Origin of the sequence: uncultured Veillonella sp. (assembly GCF_963524655.1) — a bacterium.
Taxonomy (GTDB): domain Bacteria; phylum Bacillota; class Negativicutes; order Veillonellales; family Veillonellaceae; genus Veillonella.
The window spans coordinates 1-21,078 of the sequence record NZ_CAURHA010000014.1; the positions used below are offsets into that span (position 1 = coordinate 1).

Annotated in this window: 15 protein-coding genes; 2 read left to right on the top strand and 13 right to left on the bottom strand. The window is 38.0% G+C overall.

The window, feature by feature from the left end; all coding sequences use genetic code 11:
* Positions 1 to 96: 96 nt before the first annotated feature.
* The 7 genes from RYM16_RS04225 to RYM16_RS04255 all read right to left on the bottom strand — a co-directional run bounded on the left by RYM16_RS04225 (position 97) and on the right by RYM16_RS04255 (position 8,893).
* Positions 97 to 555: a hypothetical protein gene (locus RYM16_RS04225; protein ID WP_265139051.1), complete on the bottom strand. Its 459-nt coding sequence runs from the start codon at positions 553 to 555 to the stop codon at positions 97 to 99.
* A gap of 56 nt (positions 556 to 611) precedes the next feature.
* Positions 612 to 821 carry a hypothetical protein gene (locus tag RYM16_RS04230; protein ID WP_265139050.1) on the bottom strand — a complete coding sequence of 70 codons (210 nt, stop codon included), beginning with the start codon at positions 819 to 821 and terminating at the stop codon, positions 612 to 614.
* A gap of 28 nt (positions 822 to 849) precedes the next feature.
* Positions 850 to 1,206 (bottom strand): hypothetical protein, encoded by a 357-nt coding sequence (locus tag RYM16_RS04235; protein ID WP_314982503.1) that lies wholly within the window; start codon positions 1,204 to 1,206, stop codon positions 850 to 852.
* Between the two features lie 161 nt (positions 1,207 to 1,367).
* The gene (locus tag RYM16_RS04240) at positions 1,368 to 5,153 is read right to left on the bottom strand and encodes a PolC-type DNA polymerase III (RefSeq protein WP_314982505.1); all 3,786 of its coding nucleotides are present in this window, start codon (positions 5,151 to 5,153) and stop codon (positions 1,368 to 1,370) included.
* Between the two features lie 2 nt (positions 5,154 to 5,155).
* On the bottom strand, positions 5,156 to 6,133 hold the full coding sequence (holA, locus tag RYM16_RS04245) for a DNA polymerase III subunit delta (protein WP_314982508.1): 978 nt from the start codon (positions 6,131 to 6,133) through the stop codon (positions 5,156 to 5,158).
* An 11-nt stretch (positions 6,134 to 6,144) separates the two neighbouring features.
* Positions 6,145 to 8,367 carry a ComEC/Rec2 family competence protein gene (locus RYM16_RS04250; RefSeq protein WP_314982510.1) on the bottom strand — a complete coding sequence of 741 codons (2,223 nt, stop codon included), beginning with the start codon at positions 8,365 to 8,367 and terminating at the stop codon, positions 6,145 to 6,147.
* Entirely contained in the window at positions 8,324 to 8,893 is a 570-nt protein-coding gene (locus RYM16_RS04255; protein WP_314982512.1) for a ComEA family DNA-binding protein, read from the bottom strand. Before RYM16_RS04255 ends, RYM16_RS04250 begins: the two co-directional genes overlap by 44 nt.
* Before the next feature lie 111 nt (positions 8,894 to 9,004).
* Here RYM16_RS04255 and RYM16_RS04260 point away from each other — a divergent pair, with 111 nt between their 5' ends.
* Positions 9,005 to 10,234 carry an aminopeptidase gene (locus RYM16_RS04260; protein ID WP_273298572.1) on the top strand — a complete coding sequence of 410 codons (1,230 nt, stop codon included), beginning with the start codon at positions 9,005 to 9,007 and terminating at the stop codon, positions 10,232 to 10,234.
* A 100-nt stretch (positions 10,235 to 10,334) separates the two neighbouring features.
* Here RYM16_RS04260 and RYM16_RS04265 read toward each other — a convergent pair whose 3' ends face one another.
* The 3 genes from RYM16_RS04265 to RYM16_RS04275 all read right to left on the bottom strand — a co-directional run bounded on the left by RYM16_RS04265 (position 10,335) and on the right by RYM16_RS04275 (position 15,054).
* Positions 10,335 to 10,814, bottom strand: a complete 480-nt coding sequence (locus RYM16_RS04265; protein ID WP_009352594.1) for a dCMP deaminase family protein — start codon at positions 10,812 to 10,814, stop codon at positions 10,335 to 10,337.
* A 76-nt stretch (positions 10,815 to 10,890) separates the two neighbouring features.
* The gene (gene leuS / locus RYM16_RS04270; protein WP_314982513.1) at positions 10,891 to 13,359 is read right to left on the bottom strand and encodes a leucine--tRNA ligase; all 2,469 of its coding nucleotides are present in this window, start codon (positions 13,357 to 13,359) and stop codon (positions 10,891 to 10,893) included.
* Between the two features lie 90 nt (positions 13,360 to 13,449).
* On the bottom strand, positions 13,450 to 15,054 hold the full coding sequence (locus RYM16_RS04275; protein WP_314982514.1) for a glycosyl hydrolase family 18 protein: 1,605 nt from the start codon (positions 15,052 to 15,054) through the stop codon (positions 13,450 to 13,452).
* Positions 15,055 to 15,210: 156 nt separating this feature from the next.
* Between RYM16_RS04275 and lgt the strand changes: the two genes are divergently transcribed.
* Complete coding sequence (gene lgt / locus RYM16_RS04280; protein WP_287292433.1) at positions 15,211 to 16,035, top strand: prolipoprotein diacylglyceryl transferase; 825 nt, start codon at positions 15,211 to 15,213, stop codon at positions 16,033 to 16,035.
* 114 nt (positions 16,036 to 16,149) lie between these two features.
* On the opposite strand, the gene trmFO is transcribed toward lgt, so the two are convergent.
* From trmFO to dprA, 3 genes are read right to left on the bottom strand one after another with little or no spacing between them, the layout of a single operon-like run.
* Positions 16,150 to 17,466, bottom strand: a complete 1,317-nt coding sequence (gene trmFO / locus RYM16_RS04285; protein WP_314982516.1) for a methylenetetrahydrofolate--tRNA-(uracil(54)-C(5))-methyltransferase (FADH(2)-oxidizing) TrmFO — start codon at positions 17,464 to 17,466, stop codon at positions 16,150 to 16,152.
* Positions 17,459 to 19,858, bottom strand: a complete 2,400-nt coding sequence (gene topA, locus RYM16_RS04290; RefSeq protein WP_314982518.1) for a type I DNA topoisomerase — start codon at positions 19,856 to 19,858, stop codon at positions 17,459 to 17,461. Before topA ends, trmFO begins: the two co-directional genes overlap by 8 nt.
* On the bottom strand, positions 19,848 to 21,074 hold the full coding sequence (dprA, locus tag RYM16_RS04295; RefSeq protein WP_314982520.1) for a DNA-processing protein DprA: 1,227 nt from the start codon (positions 21,072 to 21,074) through the stop codon (positions 19,848 to 19,850). Before dprA ends, topA begins: the two co-directional genes overlap by 11 nt.
* Positions 21,075 to 21,078: the final 4 nt, after the last annotated feature.

Below are 21,078 nucleotides of genomic sequence, written 5' to 3' on the forward strand. Positions count from 1 at the left end.
CTGCCAAATATTCAAACCCTGTCAAAATAAATAAACTGCAAAACTTTCAAAAAAAAGAGATGTCATCAGATGATGACACCTCTTTTTTTTCTTAATTTAATCATATATTGTTATAAAACCTTCAGTCCATCCCCTTAAATTAAGAGTGATAGTAGCTATTCCTAAACACTCTATACCGTGTACTTTAAATATATCCCAAGTTTTATACCACTCTATTGCTTTCTCTGCATATTTTAAAGTACTAAATAAACCTATGTATCCTGAACATGTATAATAATCATCTATATCATAATCATACCAAACACCATAAATTTTGTTGTTTATGATTTCAAAACTAATATCATCACCTATATGCGCACAATCATTTAAATAATGAGTTGTTATCGAAAATGAATCATCAGCCAAATCAGAAAAACCTATCAAATTTTTTGACTCAGTTAATGCCTTTTCTGCTAATGATAATTTAGAAAAAAAGCCTAGGCCAAAATACTCTGTATAAGGTAATTCATTATTCTTTTTATAATGAGCTACAGCTTCATATATTGGAACTCTCATAATTAACCAACTCGTTACAAAATAAAAACAATATAAATATGACACTCTAATAATTTCTATCTATAATAATCGTCCTCGTAATCATCTTTATATCGTATTGCATCGAGATCTGATGGTGATAGCACATTTCCTTCTTCATCAACATATTCTCGGAATTCGTTAAAGTATACACCTGGAATATCTGATTCTTCTAACTCAGGTACATCCTCTGGCTCAATGTCCCAAAATTCTATTTCTACAGATTGACTTTTATGCTTATTTATCATGTCCGAACACTCCCTTTATCAGAAAAATCTACTTAAATACAAGAAAATTAACAAAAGTGTTGAATACAATAATAAAGATAATTCGACTATAGATGTTTAATCTACTAATAACATCAGTTAATTTATAAGGCATATTGGTTTCTTTATTAATCTCTTTATTTACAATCTTCTTCAAATAAACCAATTTAAGCATTTCGGATATAGATACTAAGAATAGAACTATAGCAAATATTTTATTACTATAATCAGCAAAAATTAAACCTAAATAAATTACTAAAACTTGGAAGATTTGTATAAGTAAAAAAGATTTACTTCTTTTAAAAGAAGCAGATACAAAATATATTTCTTTTGATTTAGCTAGAACTACTACTGTAATAACAGCCATTAATGTTAAAAAAAGAAAAATCATTTTCTCCTCGTAGTATAGTTATAGTAGGTAACATTATTAATTATTAATTGTATTTTAGCAAAATATAGAAAAATAAGCACTATATCCCACTTTGGATATAGTGCCTACTTTGTATTTAATCCTAATCTTGTATTTTATTATGCTCCAAAGAGTGACATTTGTTCGTCTTCAGGTAGTTCACCACAGCATTTGAGTTCTTTCATAAGATCAATGATGGTGTTAGATACCTTACAACGACGTTGCAAGTCTTTTAGAGATGTAAACGGACGTTCTTCTCGTTCAGCTACGATCGCATCTGCTACTGTTTCACCTAAGGAGTCAATAGCTAGGAATGGCGGTAATAAAGCACCATCTTTAATACTAAAGCGTCTAGCTTCAGAGTGTTGAATATCTACATTAACAAAACGATAACCCCGTTGGTACATTTCCATAGATACTTCTAAGGCACTCATAAGGTCCTTATCTTTAGGACTAGCACCACGATCAAGAGCTTTAATACGATTGAACTCAGTCATTTGCGTTTTAAGGTCTCCCGTCATAATGCGCAAATCAAAGGCCTTGGCCCGAATGGAGAAGTATGCTGCATAGAATGCCAATGGATGGTATACCTTAAACCAGGCTATACGGAATGCCATCATTACATAAGCTACCGCATGGGCCCGTGGGAACAGATAGGAAATCTTCTTACAAGATTCAATAAACCATTCAGGAATATTGTTTTCCCGCATTTCTGCTTCAAACTCAGTCGTCGCTTGACCTTGTTTATTGCGTTTTTCAATGCCCTTCCCTTTACGTACGTTCTCCATAACGAAGAAGCTATGCTTTCGATCCATGCCACGATGAATCAAGAAGTTCATTACGTCATCACGGGTAGAAATGGCTTCGTTCAATTTACAAGTACCATTTTTAATGAGATCTTGCGCATTATCGAGCCATACGTTAGTACCATGAGAGAAACCAGAGATACGTACTAAGTCGGAGAACGTTTGAGGACGAGAGTCTTCAAGCATGCCCCGTACGAACTTCGTACCACATTCTGGCACAGCCAAACTAGCTACTTGATCACCTTGTAATTGCTCAGGTGTTAAGCCAATACCCTCTGTAGAGGAGAATAGACTTAAAGTACGAGGATCATCGAACGGTATAGTTTTAGCATCTATACCTGTCAAATCCTCTAGCATACGAATGATAGTCGGATCATCATGGCCCAGAATATCGAGCTTAGTCATACGGCCTTCGATGGAGTGATAGTCAAAGTGTGTTGTTAATACACCACTTTCCTTTTTATTCGCAGGATGCTGTATAGGCGTAAAGTGATGCACATCCATATCGCGAGGACATACCATGATACCGCCTGGATGTTGGCCAGTAGTATTCTTTACATTTGTAAAGCCTTTTGCTAAATGTTCAAAGAAACCACTGCGAGCTTGAATATCTCGAACTTCGGCGTATTTTTTAACATAGCCAAAGGCTGTTTTATCCGCAATAGTACCGATTGTTCCCGCTTTAAATACATTGTCACGTCCAAATAGTTCTTCCGTATACTTGTGTGCCTTTGCTTGATAGTCACCGGAGAAGTTAAGGTCGATATCTGGAACCTTATCACCTTCGAAACCAAGGAAGATCGCAAACGGAATATCATGGCCATTTGTTTGTAGCGCATGACCACACTCTGGACAATCTTTACGTGGTAAGTCAAAGCCACCTGCGTATTCGCCCTTTTCAAAGAATTCAGAATGCTTACAATTAGGGCATACATAATGTGGCGGTAATGGATTTACCTCTGTAATTTCAGACATGGTTGCTGCAAAGGAAGAACCTACAGAACCACGAGAACCAACAAGATACCCATCATCAAGAGATTTTTTTACTAGTTTATGCGCGATGTAATACAATACACCATAACCATTGGAGATAATACAATCTAGTTCATAATCGAGTCGCTCTTGTACTACGCGAGGTAATGGATCACCATAAATGGCTTTTGCATTTCTATAACACATTTCTGTGAAAGCTTCATCGGCGCCTTCAATCTTAGGGGAATAGGTACCATCAGGAACTGGCTTAATATCTTCAATACTATCATTAATTGCACGAGTATTAGTAACAACTATTTCATAAGCTTTTTCTTCACTTAAGTAAGGGAAGGATGCCAACATTTCATCGGTGGTACGTAAATGTAAATCTGGTTGTTCATCTGCATCTGGATAGCCACAGGCAGTCAACATGATTTCACGATAAATCTTTTCTTCTGGCGTTAAATAGTGAACGTCACACGTTGCACAAACAGGTTTGTTTAAGGCCTCACCTAATTCGATTACTGTTTTGTTCATATCGATAAGGGCTTGCTCATCTGGCATAAGGCCTTTACGAACTAAGAACATATTATTCGTATGTGGCTGAACTTCTAAATAATCATAGAAGGATGCAACCTCTAATAGTTCTTCCTTTGTAGCGCCACGAACAATAGATTGCATAAGTTCACCAGCTTCACAAGCAGAACCGATAATAATGCCTTCACGATGTTCTTCAATAACGGAACGTGGTAAGCGTGGGCGAACCTTGTAATGTTCTAGGTGAGAAATAGATATCATCTTGTACAGATTGCGCAAACCTACCATATTTTTAGCTAATAAGATAATATGGTAACGTTTATCTTTTTCTTTTTTCTTCTTCTTATCTACTACAGGCTCTTCATCACGAGCAACAATTTCATCATCAATGAGATAACCTTCTACACCATAAATAACCTTAACGCCCAACTCCTTACCAAGAGCTTGCGCCTCTGGAAAGGCTTGAACAACGCCATGGTCAGTAATAGCTACTGCTGGATGACCCCATTTTTTTATTGTTTTGAATAAATCTTTAACAGATACAAGGGCATCCTTATCGCTCATCTTAGTGTGTAAATGAAGCTCTACACGAGAATCTGGACGGTTTTCAGTGCGTTCTACACTAGTCGTTTCCAAAGCTTCAATACTGCGAATAGATAGGATATAGTCTTTATCAAAGCGATCATCAAAGTTTACGCTGCCTTGTACGCGAACGCGTTGCAAACCTTTTAACTGTTTAAGTAGTGCATCTCCTTCTTCAGGACTATTCGCAAACTTGATGAACTTAATACTATTCGTATCATCAACAATGCTGCCGTTAACGATACTTTTACCAGTCTTAGTATCACGTTTATCTAAGCCTACTAATACGCCTTCAAAGATGACACTAGGTGTATCTAAGGTCCCCATAATTTTAGAAGTGACCCCTTCAATTTTAGGGCCTACAATCATACCCTCATCTGTAGGAGCATCCTTCGGTGCACGACGAGGATATTTTCCATCTCCATCACTGCCTTTAGCTGTAGATTTGGTAGTGCTCTTAGGAGCAAAACCTTTACTTGTTTTAGGTGCGCTACTAACAGATGCTACGGTATCATTACCACTAGATGCTGCAGCTGTTTGATGAGGTCGAGAAAGGACGACTGGACTATTATTGAAATAACCAAGTTCCACAGCTTCTACGAACGGTGCAAAATCATCAAACTCGGCATAGTCATCTTCATAATCATAGCCAGCAAAGGATTTACCTCTAGGAGCTTGGTTTTTAGCCTCTTCAGCCTCCCGTTGCGCCTCTGCAGCCTCGATCCATTCTCCAGCACCACAGCCACCACCATAATAATAGGTATCTAACCCTTCCCCAGTTTCAGTATCTACTTTCCAAGCAAAACAGCATGCTGTATCAGTATTTGTTGGAATATCATCAAAAGATATATTCTTCTCCTTATACCATGCAGATAATCTGTCACGTAGGCTCAGCAGAGTAGAAAATGCAGAGTCTGCAGCTTGTATCGTCACATGTTGGCTATGACAGTTCACATAGAAGGATGATTTCTTATTCTGTTTTGGTACAACACGATAACGTACTTTCATTTTTATCCCTTATACCCACAATAGGTAATACATAAATCTCTAAATCTCCAAATATCGCCCTTACTGCTACGACTATCTAGGATAATCTCATACAAACCTTTTAATAAAGCTCGTAATGCTTTCGTAGAAATCCGAGAGCTCGCTTCATAAGCAAGTTTGATCGGATACGGTTTAAATGACGAATCATGATCCTTACATAAGTTTTGTATGGCTTGAACAGACATTCCCGCTTGTCGACATTCATTAACCAGTAGCTGTAAACGTAATTGCCCCTCAATATAGCTCATAGCACGGTCTAATTCTTTATAGCCAAACATAAACGGAAATAGTTCAAGCAATGTATCAATATCTCGCTTTAACAGAGCCTCTTTAAAGGTGAAAATATTTTTAGCACCATAGTTACTGCCATTTTCTTCTAGGAATTCTTTGGTAATGACTTTTTCCCCTGTAATTTGCAAGAAATAACGGTCAAATTCGGTTCTCATGAAAGAAACTGGTACATCTTGCCACAAATCGATGAGATGCGCTACATATTCCTGTGCATCCGGTGTCATTTTAAACCCATTAGATGTACAGTACTGACGTATCCACATCACAAGGTCTGCCCCTTCAAGGCGCTTGCATTGATGATTTGGTATTTTATCTAGAATCTCTTTATTCTGTTTAATCCGTTTGTCAATCATATCATGATAAATCAAAAGAATAGGATTATCCCCATTATATTCCATGATGAGATCATACAATGGAATCCAAGAATCGCTATTTTTGCCGCTTTTACGAATGATAGGCAAGTTAACTAAACAGAATACCTTTTGATCCCCAAATAGTGAATCTTCACATAGCTTTTCACTAATCTTCTGTGGGCCAGCTTCATCATCTAATACGGTCACTGGAAGGTCTGGATAGGCACTTAAAAATTTGCGTTTTTCTTCTTCAATTAATTGTGGCTCATCACCATAAATAAGCTGAATATATGCCATAGTTCCTCCTTTCACAGATACATATCCTCAATATAGCTGTACCCCATTATATACATGTGTTCTGATGAAGGATCCACATCGCGTAACGCACCGTGGGGACTTCCAAATAGAACCGTACTAGTAGGTGAAATACGTCCAATTTCAGCCATTACACGAGATCGACTCGTTATATATAATGAATTAGTCTTATCATTTAATTTTAGATTTTTTTCTCTACTTTGTCCATTATATACTACGATTTGATTCATACTATTTTTATATACCACCTTTGCAGAACCGTTACTGTAAAAGTACTCAACTGTTACGCTTTTAGGATGTACGCCATAGGCTCTAATGGCTTGATTAATAAGCCTTTCATTAGGTGCCGTCTTAATATGATCTGGCGCATCGATTAATAGATGTGCCCCTTCATGATTTGGTTCTATACAAAGTAAAACATTGCATTGCTTCATTGGAATATAATGAACTAATGTCTCCTTGTGATGATGCGTAACATAATAGGAAGTGCCAAAGGTTAAAACCATTAAAGATAATGATAATAGTACATGTACAGTATACCTTTTTCTATGCGTCAAAAAATACGTAAACAAGCCTAATAGCACATAATATATATACGCACAATAAGGATGCATCATACCAAGCCAAAGTAGATTACCACTACGCCCTAGTACATGATTTAAATATAAGGATATTCGCAATAGTACATCTACTAAAGACCACATTAACGATATAGGGAGTACGTAACTGACTAAAGTACTTACAAATATTAAAACTATGGATATATCTAATAAGGGCGCTACTATACAGGCTGCTAACAAACTAGCAATGCTAATATAGTGAAAGTAATAGAGCTGTAACGGTAAAATCAACAACTGGGCCGACACACATAATACTAACGGTGTTTTTATCCATCTAGGTAGCCACTGTATTCGTTCATATAATACCTTTCCCCATATGAGTAAACCATAAGTCGCCCCAAAGGATAGTTGAAAGCTTACATCAAATAAGGAGAACGGATCATATATGACACATAAAATAGCGCATATACATAACGCTTGTTTGGCCTGATATAGCCGTCCCTTTATAAAAGCGATACACATGAGTATGCTCATCATCGTAGCACGTAGAACAGGTCCATCGCCGCCTACAATACCACAATATATACAAGCAACTATAATACCAAAGATTAAACATGTACGCTTCTTTAATTTAATAAATCGTCCAAATCCGTACACAAGGGCTAACAACAAAGCAATATGCGATCCTGATATGGATAAAATATGGATTAGGCCTGTATAGGAGAAAGCCTTCATTTGGTCCTCTCCGAGTTCACTATAATGACCACCTAAAGCTAACGCTTGTGCTAATACTTTTTGCGGTCCTTCTAGATTGTGACCAATATTTTTATCTATAGATTCGCGTAATGCACCAGAAATTATTAGGCCTTTCCTATATAGTTCGGCATAAAATGTATCTTTATAGTGATACATTTGCAAATCTATGTTACTAGCAGCGCGATATATACCATCATAGATACGACCTCTAGTATTAGAGCTAATATATCGACCTCTAAGATTAATACGACCTTCCTCTTCAATGAGAAATAAGGGCTTTGGTGTGCCTTCAACAATTGCATATTCTCCTAGTCGTACGGGATAGTTCGTAGCAGATACCTTTGAGTATACTTGTAAACGCCCTTGTGCTTTAATATAGTCATTTTTTGCAGTATTTTTATAGGGATGTAGGCCATGAATTTCAATAGTATATTTATAATACTCCTGTCCATTTAAATTTACGGTTTCAGGAGCAGCAACAACCGTACAAAGGTATTCCCCTTCTTGCTGTAAATAATATGATGTATAGCTATTAAAATGTATAATCCGTAAATCTGTTTGATAATAAGATAAACCAACTAAAACAAATACTAAGACCATTAACTTGCTAAGTGAATGCCATCTATCAGACGATTGTAATGCTTTGAAAATACCTACAACTATAATAGCTAACCCTATAGCAAAGATGTAGCGCATCTGATTAAGTACTGGATAATACTGACCATAGCCTAATATTGTACCCATAATTATAGAACCTAATATAATATGTGCCCATTGGCTATGGGTTAAAAGATTGTTGTTCCTATTAACATCATTTACATCATTGAAGAAGCCATCATTGTTGCTATCTCGATGACTAAATTGTAATTTTATCTTTAATCTTCTTAAATACGCCGTCACCAATGCCCTTCACCCCCTTGATACCTTCAACAGATGTAAAGGGACCTTTTTGTGAGCGATATTCTTCTATTCTTTTAGCCATAGCAGGACCAATGCCGGGCAACGCATCTAGTTCTTTAGCAGTAGCTGTATTAATATTTATCTTATTACCACGTAATAACGCTTCAGGATTTCCGTGAAAGTTAAATACTACATGAATATGATCTCCTCCAGTAACTGATTTAGCCATATTAATAGACTCAACATCTGCATACGGTAACAGTCCTCCTGCTAGCTTGATAACATCTCCTACTGTTGCTGAGCTTTCAAGCTCATATAGACCAGGTGAAACTACGGCACCTGTAATATAAGCAATCGGTTTATTAGATATTTCTGCTACATTTGATATAGAAGAACTTTCATCTACTCCCCCTTCAACAAGGACAGAATCGCTTTCATCTGTTATAATAGGCCATAGGAAATAAATTCCTACTAAAATACATAGGATTAATATAATTATCATATACGGCTTCAATTTATATTTCATAGTGCACCTCCTACTGAAGGATTTCCCTATGAAAAATAAAACTCCTACCACTGACTCTATTAGTCACACTAGCAGGAGTTTAACAATTGATGTCGAATAAAAGGAGAATTTATGAATCAAGAAACATTAAAAAAATACGCCCATACATTACTAAAGTACGGCGTAAATTTACAACAAGACCAAACATTAGTTATTTCTGTTGATGTAGAAAATAAAGATTTTGCAGTAATTGTTACTGAAGAAGCCTATGAGCTAGGCGCAAAAGAGGTAGTTCTTAACTGGAGATGTTCCCCTATCGCTCGTCAACGCTTATTACATGCTAAAGAATCTGTCTTAGAAAAACCGGCTAACTGGATTCCTGAATTCTACAAGCAATACATCGATGATAAGGCAGCATTTTTATCTTTGATCAGTGCTAATCCTAAAGCATTAGAAGGTATCCCAACAGATCGTATTTCCTTACAGTCTCGCAATTTAAATAAAGCATTATCCTTCTATCACACAGCTATCATGAACTCTTCTGTTACATGGTGTGTAGCATCAGTACCGACCGTTCTATGGGCAAATTTACTTGGCTATGAAGGTACTGACGAAGAAAAAATCGATCAATTGTGGGCAACATTATTAAAACTTTGTCGCATTGAAGGTATTGAACCAAAAGATACATATCGTCATCACATGGCAAAATTGCGTCATCGCTGTGAAGCATTGAATAAATTAGACTTAAAATCATTGCGTTACACTTGTGAAAACGGCACCGACCTTTTATTAGAATTGCCAGAAGGTCATATCTGGCTAGGTGGTGAAGAATCCTCTAAAGATGGTACTATTTTCAACGCTAATATACCTACAGAGGAAGTTTTCTCTGCTCCTCAATATAATGGTGTAAATGGCGTTGTGTACAGCACAAAACCATTAATTTACCATGGCAATACAATTTCTGATTTCTCCTTCACCTTTAAAGATGGTAAAATCGTAGAATACACTGCAAAAGAAGGTTATGAAGTTCTAAAAGAATTAGTAGAAACTGATGAAGGCTCCCACTACCTTGGCGAAGTAGCATTAGTGGATCACTTCAGCCCAATTAGCCAATCTAACCAAATATTCTACGAAACATTATTTGATGAAAATGCGTCCTGCCATTTAGCAATTGGTGCATCTTATCCTACATGCCTTAAAAACAGCGATGGTTTATCTGAAGAGGAATTAAAGGAACGCGGCCTTAACCACTCCTTAACACATGTGGACTTTATGATTGGTCATGAACACATGAATATTAAGGGATATACTCGTGATGGTCAAGCCGTTGATATTATGATTGACGGTCGTTTACAAGTATAATTTAGGTATACAATCTAACATAGTAAAAATATAGCAAAAGCTCTTATCCATTAATTAATAGATAAGAGCTTTTCTTATAATAATATGCTTTTATAGTTTATCATACGGTAATATGTAAAGTCCGTCCTGTAGGTTTATATTCAATAATTTCTACACCTGCTGTTTTTAGCATTCGTTTAGATGCCTTAACCTCTTTTGTATCTTTGTAAAGATCATCGCGGTAGATAACAGCTTTAATGCCACTTTGAATGATGGCTTTTGCACATTCATTACAAGGGAATAGTGTTACATATATTTTAGAACCTTCTAAAGAACCGCCCCGATAATTTAGGATGGCATTGAGTTCGCTATGTACAGTATAGAAATATTTATTATCATCTGCTGTATCGCGTTCCCATGTGAAATCATCATCACTACAATTTAAAGGCATACCATTGTAACCAATAGATAAAATTTTATTGTCATTGCTTACGATGCAGGCACCTACTTGTGTATTAGGATCTTTAGAACGTTGTGCTGCCAAAATGGCAACGCCCATGAAGTATTCATCCCAAGAAATATAATCGCTACGTTTTGCCATAATTACCTCACTTAAAAATAAGCCCCCTTCTACCTATGTAGTTGGGGGCTTACAGTATTAAACGAATAGAATATCGTTATTTAACAACGATATTTACAAGTTTACCAGGAACATAAATAACTTTTACGATATTTTTACCTTCTGTAAACTCTTGAACACGGCTAGATTCTTTAGCCATTGTTTCTAATTCTTCTTTCGTAATATTTACGGAAACAGTAAGTTTATCGCGAACTTTACCATTTACTTGCAATACTACTTCTACTTCGTCTACTACAAGAGCAGATTCTTCGTATACAGGCCAGTTTTCAGTATGGATGGATGTAGTTTCACCTAATTCATGCCACAACTCTTCTGTAATATGAGGAACGAATGGTGCTAAAAGAAGTAATAAGGAACGAGTCAATTCATTAGCCAAAGCGCTATTGATTGTTTCAGCTTTGTCCTTATGAGCATACATAGCATTTACAAGTTCCATGATAGCAGAAATAGCTGTATTGAAGTTAAAGTTGTTATCGAGATCTTCTGTAACTTTTTTGATAACGCGGTGTAACTCACGACGCAATGCGAATTCGTCTTTTGTAAGTTCACCAGTTACATTTTTCTTACCTTCTTCGTTGTACGCATCAACAATACGCCATACACGACCTAAGAAACGATAAGAGCCTTCAACACCTTGGTCGGACCAATCAAGGTCACGATCTACAGGAGCCGCAAATAGAATGAACAAGCGTGCTGTATCTGCACCATATGTATTGATAATTTCTTCAGGAGAAACTACATTACCTTTGGATTTAGACATTTTGCTGCCTTCTTTAAGTACCATACCTTGTGTCAACAAGCCACGGAATGGTTCGTTAGCTTCGATAAGGCCTAAATCGTGAATAACTTTCACAAAGAATCGAGAGTACAGCAAGTGCAAGATAGCATGTTCAATGCCACCGATATATTGGTCTACATTCATCCAGTAATTAGCAATTTTTTTATCGAATGGAGCTTGGTCATTTTTCGCATCTGTATAGCGCAAGAAGTACCAAGAGGAATCGATAAATGTGTCCATTGTATCTGTCTCACGATGTGCTGGACCACCACATTTAGGGCATGTAGTATGCAAGAAACTTTCAGATGTAGCCAATGGAGATACGGCACCAGATTCGAATTTAACATCCTCTGGCAATCGTACTGGCAACTCTTCTTCAGGAACGAGTTGTTCACCACATTTTTCACAGTATACTACAGGAATTGGCACGCCCCAGTAACGTTGACGAGAAATCAACCAGTCACGAAGACGGAAGTTTACTTTACCTTCACCAATGCCTCGCTCATTAAGTGCAGCTGTAATATTTTTACGAGCCTCTTCAGATGTTTGGTCATTAAATTCACCAGAGTTAACTAGGATACCATCTTCATGGTACCATTCTTGCCATTTTTCAAGACTATATTCTTCACCTTCACGAGCAACAACTTGTTTAATAGGCAAATCATATTTATGAGCAAATTCCCAGTCCCGTTCATCATGTGCAGGGGAACCCATTACAGCACCAGTACCATAGTCTACTAATACATAGTTTGCAATCCAAACTGGAACTTGTTCACCAGACATAGGATTTACTGCATAGGAACCAGTAAACATACCTTCTTTAGGTGTATCTGTAGATGTACGATCGATGTCGCTCATATTGCGCATACGCGTAATGAAAGCTTCTAATTCAGCTTTATTAGGGGCATTTTCAATAATGCGTTCTACATATGGATGTTCAGGAGCCAATACAACATAGCTTACGCCATAAATCGTATCCACACGAGTTGTATATACAGCTACGCGTTCATTAATGGATGGTACTTCGAAGGAGAATTCTGTACCTTCAGAGCGGCCAATCCAGTTTTTTTGCATCAATTTAACGCGTTGTGGCCAGTGATCAAGAGTATCCAAATCAGTTAACAAGCGATCCGCATATTCAGTGATGCGCAAGAACCATTGAGACAAATCTTTTTTCTCAACAGTATTGTCACAACGCCAGCAAGCGCCGTCGATTACTTGTTCATTTGCCAATACAGTATGGCACGTTTCACACCAGTTTACTTTAGCTTCTTTTTTGTATGCTAAGCCTTTTTTATAAAACTGTTGGAAGAACCATTGCGTCCATTTATAGTAATCTTCTTTGCAAGTTGCTACTTCGCGGTCCCAGTCGTAGGACAAACCAAGTGCTTTTTGTTGCAATTTCATGTTCTCGATGTTATCAAGAGTCCATGTTTTAGGTGCAATGCCATGTTTGATAGCCGCATTTTCTGCAGGCATACCAAAGGAGTCCCACCCCATTGGATGCAACACGTTGAAGCCCTTCATTTTTTTGAAGCGAGCTACTACGTCACCGATGGAGTAGTTACGCACGTGACCCATGTGTAAATTACCGGATGGGTACGGAAACATTTCTAGTACATAGTATTTTTCTTTAGATTCATCGTATTCTGTTTTAAATGTATGGTTATCTTCCCAATACTGTTGCCACTTTTTCTCAAGATCTTGGGCTACATATTTTTCGTTCATGTAGGAGCCTCCTCATATGGACAACTTCATTAGTTGCCGTTTTATAATCAATATTTTTATTTTACTACTTCAAGTAAAAGCAGTCAAACACTAGCGTTTTACTACTTGTACAGATTTTGATAAGCGTTTTTTCTCTGCCTTAGCTTCTTCAGCTTGACGTTTTTTCTCAGCTTTTGCTCGTTCAGCTTCTTCTTTAGCTTTGCGTTTTGCTGCTTCTTTTTCTTCTTTAGCCTTGCGTTTCGCTTCTGCTTTAGCAGCTTTAGCCTTTTCTTTTTCCTCTAAGCGCAATTTGTATTGTTCAAGCTTAGTTAATGGTTTTGTTTCCTCTACTACAGGTTCAGGAACATCTACGGTAGTGGATTTAGGAATACCACGACCTAAGTCTTTACCTTGAATCATAGCGATGGTAGATTCGTCTTCAAAACCTTTACGCCATGCAGCAAAACCACCGAGTTTTAATTCTTTTACAAGGTCTAATTTTAAGCCTAAAGACGTGTTATCTTCAAACCAAATACGATCAGAGCCAGAACTTGTTGGAATAGATAGATAATATAGTTTCAAGCGATCATCCCAAGTCATTTTATCTTTGTGGTTTGCAAAGTAGGTACCAGTATTCTTCATAGCCAATGTTTCGCCCTTAGCATAGCCATTTGTATCATGCCACAAACGCATGTAGAAAGGTACACCAAGCACTAACTTATGAGATGGAACCTCTGAAAGCATTCTTTCAGTATGGTTACGAACCCAAGGATAACTTGCTACAGGACCAGCTGTAGTACTCTTAGCCCATGTTTCGTCATACGCCATAAGAACCACATAGTCTACGGAATTAGAAAATGCACTGCGGTTATACACCAAAGACCATTCAGGACTATCAGAATACCCCGTTACATCGATAGATGTTTTAATATTATATTGGTGTAAATGGTTAGATAAATACGCTACAAACGCTGTTAAACGATCGCGGTCAGCATAGTCGATATTTTCAAAGTCGAAGTTATAACCATCAAAGCCATAAATATAAGCATATTGAACAAGGTTATGAGCATATTTTTTCCATACTGATTGGTCTGCTAAAATGCCACTTGTAAAGTCTGGATCAAAACGATTCGTAATCAATGGCCATACATGGTAACCCTTACCTTTATAGGCATTCACATAATCAATGTTTACATTTGGGCTAGCCTCAAGACCTAAACTATGTAATTTAAACCAGCTAGGAGAAATGATGTTATCCCCACTCGTATTAAGTTTAGTTTGGTATGGTGCCCCCTCTGTCGGCCATGGGTCAAATGCCCAAGACAATGGAGTTTGCAATGTATAAGGGGCTTTTACCGTTGAAGCTTGCGGTGCAGGACCTAATGTTAATTGTCCATTAATTTTTGTATAACTAACACCAAGCATTGCTGGATCAGACTCGATATCAACATAGGTAATACCATTTTGTTTAGTAATAGGCAATTTAACAGGTTCACCAACGGCTGATGGATTTAATACAACCATATTACCTTGTAATTCTGTTTGAGGCACATACACCGTATATGCTGTTTTATATTGATTTGCTTCGTAATGACGCGTTGTTGTCGCTAGAAATTGTTCTAACGGTACCAATACCTCTGCCTGTACGGCAGTCGTAGATAATGCAGACATTACTAAAGCTGTTAATGATTTTAAAATAGTAGATTTGCGAATCATGTACTCTCCTAACTCTAGTTCCCATACTGGGATACAATATCAATCTCTATATTATACCATATTATATAGAGTTCATCTCTTTTCTTGCATGAAGAGTGTATGTAATTTATAATTTAATTTATGTACTAATAAAAATTATCACATAAGGAGTTTTATATGCATCAATATTTATTTTTTATAGGGGACTTCCCTATTAGAGCCTACGGCGTTATGTTGGCCTTGGCTATCATCTGCGGCGCCTCAGTGGCGTATGTACTGTTAAAGAAAGATGGTCGTGGTTGGCATGAGCACATCATTGATTTCTCCATTACAGTTGCTGTAGCGGGCCTCATCGGTGCTCGCCTATGGGACGTATTCTTCTTTGACTGGGATTATTATGGCAATCATTTATTAGAAATCCCCTTCGTTTGGCAAGGTGGTATGGCTATCCAAGGTGGTGTTGTACTTGGTACAATTGCGGGCTACTGGTATCTTCGTAAAAACAATATCGACTTCTGGGCCTTTGCCGATCTATTTGCGCCAGCATTGATTTTGGCACAATCTGTAGGCCGTATGGCAAATCTTTTAAACGGCGATGCTTTCGGTCATCCTACGGGTGGTAATTATGGTATTATCTATCCTGAAAGTACCCTTGCGTACCGCACCTACGGCAATCAACCACTATGGCCTGCGGAAGTATGGGAAGGTCAGATCGATATTCTTATCTTTGTTGCCCTTTTATTATTTGGTTCCTTCAAACATGCTAAAGGTCAAGTATTTGTCCTATACGCTATTCTCTACTCTACAGCTCGTTTCTTCTTAGAGTTCTTGCGTGGCGATTATGTTAATCTAACATTAGGTTTAAAATCTGCTCAAATGACTAGCCTTGTAGCAATCATTGTGGGCATCTGTGTATTTATCTATCTAGGCTATCTAGAAAAGAAAAATCAAAAAGTAATTGTTGCTACAGAGCCAACAGTTAAAGCCAAAAAGCGTAAATAAAACAGTAAATAATAAAAATCCTTCATTCCTAGGTATGTGAATGAAGGATTTTTTTATGTAAGTTATAATTTACGATTGATCTAACAAGCTAGATTAATACACAAAAACTTTATCTTATAAATTTTCTTTAGCTTTTAATACATCCAGCTCTTCTAATGCTCGATTAGCAATCAATGCATTTTTCTCTTTTTTCTTACGCACTTTTTGAGGCCATGGATCCATGATGCCAAAGTTGACATTCATTGGTTGGAAGTTAGAGCCTTCGTAGTTAGAAATATAGTGGCTGAGAGAGCCGATTGCCGTAGTTTTAGGGAAATCAATAAATGAGCGTTCCTCTAAATACCGTTCTACTTGAATACCTACCATGAGACCACTAGCAGCAGATTCTAAATACCCTTCTACGCCTGTCATTTGACCAGCGAAGAATAGGCGTGGTTCCTTTTTAAGTTGGAACGCATGATTCAATAACTCAGGAGAGTTAATATATGTATTGCGGTGCATGACACCATAACGGATAAATTCAGCATTTTCAAGACCTGGAATCATACCAAATACACGCTTTTGTTCGCCCCACTTTAAATGAGTTTGGAAGCCTACCAAGTTAAACATGGTGCCTTCTTTATTCTCCTTACGCAATTGTACTACTGCATAAGATTCCTCATTAGTCCGTTTATCTACTAAACCAACTGGTTTAAGTGGACCATAGCGCAATGTGTCTTCCCCACGGCTGGCCATGATTTCTACGGGCATGCAACCTTCAAAGTAGATTTCCTTTTCAAAATCCTTCGGTTGCACAGCTTCAGCTGTAGTGAGTTCATGCCAGAATGCTTTATATTCCTCTTCTGTCATAGGACAGTTAAGGTAATCTGCATCACCCTTGTCGTAGCGAGAAGCGGCAAATACTTTGTCGTAATTTAAAGATTCTGCCGTAACAATAGGAGCTGCTGCATCGTAGAAATAAAAACCTGTTTCACCTGTTAAGGCTTTAATCTTATCGCCTAATGCTTCAGACGTAAGTGGCCCAGAAGCAAAAATAACAGTGCCTTCAGCAGGAATCTCAGTTACCTCTTCATTGTGAACTGTAATATTAGGATGTCCCTTTACCTTCTTCGTCACCATTTCACTAAACAAATGACGATCAACGGCCAAGGCACCACCGGCAGGTACAGCAGTTGCATCAGCACATTCCATAATAAGGGAACCTAAACGACGCATTTCTTCTTTTAAAAGACCTACTGCATTTTCAATATTGCCAGCTCGCAAGGAGTTACTACATACGAGCTCTGCAAATTGATCTGTTTGGTGCGCAGGAGAACTCTTCAGGGGGCGCATTTCATATAAGTCTACATGAATGCCTCGATTGGCGAGTTGCCAAGCCGCCTCAGAACCGGCTAGGCCCGCACCAATAACAATAACATTTTTATTATTCAACTGTTGTTTCCTCTTTTTTAGCTTTGCTAGACTTTTTAGATTTTTTAGATTCTTTAGATCCTTTAGATTCTTTTACAGTTTCTTCACTAGCTTCGCTTTTTTTCTTTCTTGTTTTCTTTGGTGGTCTAGTTGGACATGTTTCATTGGAACAGAACTTTTTAGTTGTACCATTTTTATATGTCTTTTCAACCATAATAGAACCACATGTTTCACAGAAATCATGGGTTGGTTTATCCCATAATGTAAAGTCACATTGTGGATATCGATTACAGCCGTAGAATAGACGACCACGACGAGACTTACGCTCTACGATTTCCCCTTCCTTACATTTAGGGCAAGTTACACCTGTACCTACTGTAATAGGTTTAGTATTTTTACATTCTGGGAAGTTAGAACATGCTAGGAACTTACCATAGCGACCAAATTTATATACCATTGGACTATTGCAAAGTTCACAAGTTTCATCACTTTCCATAGATGCAATTTCAATGCGATCTACATCGCTCGCATCTTCTAGTTCTTGCGCAAATACCTCGTAGAAGTCAGATAATACTTTTACATACGTATCCTTGCCAGATGCAATTGCATCAAGCTCTTCTTCAAGGTCTCGCGTAAAGCCAGTATTGATGATCTTTTCGAAGTACGCGATCAAGAAGTCTACCACCACAAAGCCTAGCTCGGTTGGAACGAATTGTTTATTTGTATTCTCTACATAGTTACGGCTAACGATTGTATCTAAAATTGGTGCATACGTACTAGGACGACCAATACCGAGTTCTTCTAGTGTTTTGATAAGACTCGCCTCAGAGTAACGAGGAGGTGGTTGCGTGAAATGTTGTTCAGGCAATACCTCTACTGTATGGGCTGCATCATTCTTTTTAAGGGCAGGCAATTGAGGAGCATCCTCTTTTTTCACATCTTCATAAACGGCGCTAAAGCCAGGGAAGATAACACGAGAGCCCGTTGCTTTAAATGTATAATCATTTTGAACTACCAACTCAATGGTTGTAGATTCATTTTGTTGTGGTGCCATTTGGCTCGCCATAAAACGATTCCAAATCAACGTATACAGCTTAAGTTCATCACGACTCAAGAATGGCTCAACCATCTTAGGCGTTAACTCGAGAGATGTGGGACGAATTGCTTCGTGCGCATCTTGAGCAGAACCCTTAGAACCGTACACATTTGGTTTAGACGGATAATAGTCTTCCCCATAATTGCGAAGGATAAAGTCCTTAGCCGTTTCTTGCATCTCTTTAGAGATACGCGTAGAGTCTGTACGCATATACGTAATCAAACCTACGTGACCATAGGAACCAATTTCAAGACCTTCGTAAAGATGTTGTGCAATCATCATGGTACGCTTCGCACCAAAGTTCAATTTACGCACACCATCTTGTTGCAACGTAGACGTTGTAAACGGAGGTGCTGCTTTACGAGAACGCTTGCGTTTCTCAATATTTCTCACTACTGCATCGGCTCCGCCAATAGCATCTACTACGGCTTGTGCTTCACTTTCAGTAGTAATATCGATTTTTTTACCTTTAATATGAGTCAATTCTGCTGTGAAAGCCTCTTTTTTAGGCGTTTCAAAATTGCCTTCAATAGTCCAGTACTCTTGTGGCACAAAAGCTTGAATTTCTCGCTCTCTTTCACAGATAAGTCGAACTGCAACGGATTGCACACGACCTGCACTGAGGCCTTTACAAACCTTTTTCCATAACAAAGGACTCAATTTATAGCCTACGATACGGTCTAATACACGGCGTGCTTGTTGAGCATCAACCATGTTCATATCGATAGTACGTGGAGATTCTAAGGCCTCTGCTACGGCATTTTTAGTAATCTCATTAAACGTAATACGACATGTAGATGTAGGATCTACATTTAATATGTACGCTAAATGCCAAGAAATAGCTTCCCCTTCGCGGTCAGGGTCAGTTGCGAGCAATACGGCGCTGCTTTCATCGGCATAGGAAACGAGTTCATCGATAACCTTTTTACGAGTTACCAAATTACTATAACGGGGCGTGAAATCATGTTCGATATCGATGCCCATTTGAGACTTTGGCAAATCTCGTAAGTGGCCCATACTCGCCTTTACAACATAGTTAGGACCTAAGAATTTTTCAATTGTTTTAGATTTAGCAGGAGACTCTACGATAACCAATACTTTGCCATCAGGATTATATACGCGTGGTTCCCGTTGCTCTGGTGGCACGGAGGTTTGTACTACAGATTTATCCCGTACAATTCCCATTGGAGTAAGGGCTTCTTTAGCAACCTTACGCTTTATCGTAGTACTCTCTTTTTTAGTACTTTTCTTTTTAGTATCTTTACTAGTACTAGCTGCTTTTGGCTCGCCAATAACGATTGATCGTTTAATGGACAAGTATATCACTCCTAGTCATATTAATATAGCCTCTCGGCGGATGATTCTCTATAGCCCCTTCCATTTCTAACTCTAGTAATAAGGGCTGCAGTTGTTGTAATGGAATAGAGGTCGCTTTCAAAATATCACTAACGGTGATACAACGATCATGAGGTATTTCGCTCAAGATTAGACTCCTATCCACATTAAAGCTTAACATAGAGAGCCCTTGTGTATCAACACCCTGACCATTATTCGCCATTTGATTACTATCTTTTACACCCATAGTGTCTCTTTTATTTAGTGGTAAAAGTTTTTCTTTAGTACTAAACATATCTCGCAAGGTTAAATGATATTCCTTGACGATGTCCTCATAACCAGTTAATACAAAGGCTCCATTACGCATGAGAAATTTATTGCCATCTGCCGTATGGTCTAATAAATTACAAGGCACTACAAATACATCTCGCCCTTCGCTAACAGCCATATCAGCTGTAATCAATGATCCACTACTTGCTTTTGCCTCTACTACGATTACACCTCTACTAAGGCCGCTAATGATACGATTTCGAGCGGGGAAATGTTTAGCAGATGGTGGCGTACCAGGTGGGTATTCAGATACAAGCAAACCATTGTTTTGTAAGATTCTGTCAAATAATTTTGTATTCTCTCGTGGATATACTATATCTAAGCCACAACCCATGACCACAATCCCATACCCCTGACTAGCTAATAGCCCTTCGTGACCATGTGCATCAATACCTCGTGCGCCGCCACTGACGATAATAGTGCTATATTTGCCGAGCTCTTTACCAAGCATTCTCGCCACATTCCGTCCGTATAATGAGCAGCGCCGTGCCCCTACAAGGGCAATCCGATTTAGCCGTTTATCTAAAAGGGCTCTATTACCTCGCATAAACAATATAGCCGGTGGATTATAAATATGGTTCAAAATAGATGGAAAATCTTTATCTAAAAAGGTAGTAACATCCATCTTATATTCGTCAATTTTATGAATTATATAATCTAACTTTTCATCCTTAGCCGATGATGCTATAGCACGTTTATCAGCAGTAGAAATATGTGTATAAGGCTTTAAATTTTCCACCTTCTTAACGGCTTGCCAAGCATCATAGGGCGATCCAAAATCCTCTATGAAACGCCGTACATGTGTGGCTCCCACATTATATAAACTTTGCAAGCCTGCAATATAAATAGTATCATCGTATCTAGTCATCTTT

Bases quoted from the DNA above. Each gene is read 5' to 3' on its own strand.
- RYM16_RS04275 (WP_314982514.1), bottom strand. From the start codon at position 15,054: ATGATTCGCAAATCTACTATTTTAAAATCATTAACAGCTTTAGTAATG.
- RYM16_RS04260 (WP_273298572.1), top strand. From the start codon at position 9,005: ATGAATCAAGAAACATTAAAAAAATACGCCCATACATTACTAAAGTAC.
- RYM16_RS04230 (WP_265139050.1), bottom strand. From the start codon at position 821: ATGATAAATAAGCATAAAAGTCAATCTGTAGAAATAGAATTTTGGGAC.
- lgt (WP_287292433.1), top strand. From the start codon at position 15,211: ATGCATCAATATTTATTTTTTATAGGGGACTTCCCTATTAGAGCCTAC.
- RYM16_RS04240 (WP_314982505.1), bottom strand. From the start codon at position 5,153: ATGAAAGTACGTTATCGTGTTGTACCAAAACAGAATAAGAAATCATCC.
- dprA (WP_314982520.1), bottom strand. From the start codon at position 21,074: ATGACTAGATACGATGATACTATTTATATTGCAGGCTTGCAAAGTTTA.
- leuS (WP_314982513.1), bottom strand. From the start codon at position 13,359: ATGAACGAAAAATATGTAGCCCAAGATCTTGAGAAAAAGTGGCAACAG.
- RYM16_RS04225 (WP_265139051.1), bottom strand. From the start codon at position 555: ATGAGAGTTCCAATATATGAAGCTGTAGCTCATTATAAAAAGAATAAT.
- holA (WP_314982508.1), bottom strand. From the start codon at position 6,133: ATGGCATATATTCAGCTTATTTATGGTGATGAGCCACAATTAATTGAA.
- RYM16_RS04235 (WP_314982503.1), bottom strand. From the start codon at position 1,206: ATGGCTGTTATTACAGTAGTAGTTCTAGCTAAATCAAAAGAAATATAT.
- RYM16_RS04265 (WP_009352594.1), bottom strand. From the start codon at position 10,814: ATGGCAAAACGTAGCGATTATATTTCTTGGGATGAATACTTCATGGGC.
- RYM16_RS04255 (WP_314982512.1), bottom strand. From the start codon at position 8,893: ATGAAATATAAATTGAAGCCGTATATGATAATTATATTAATCCTATGT.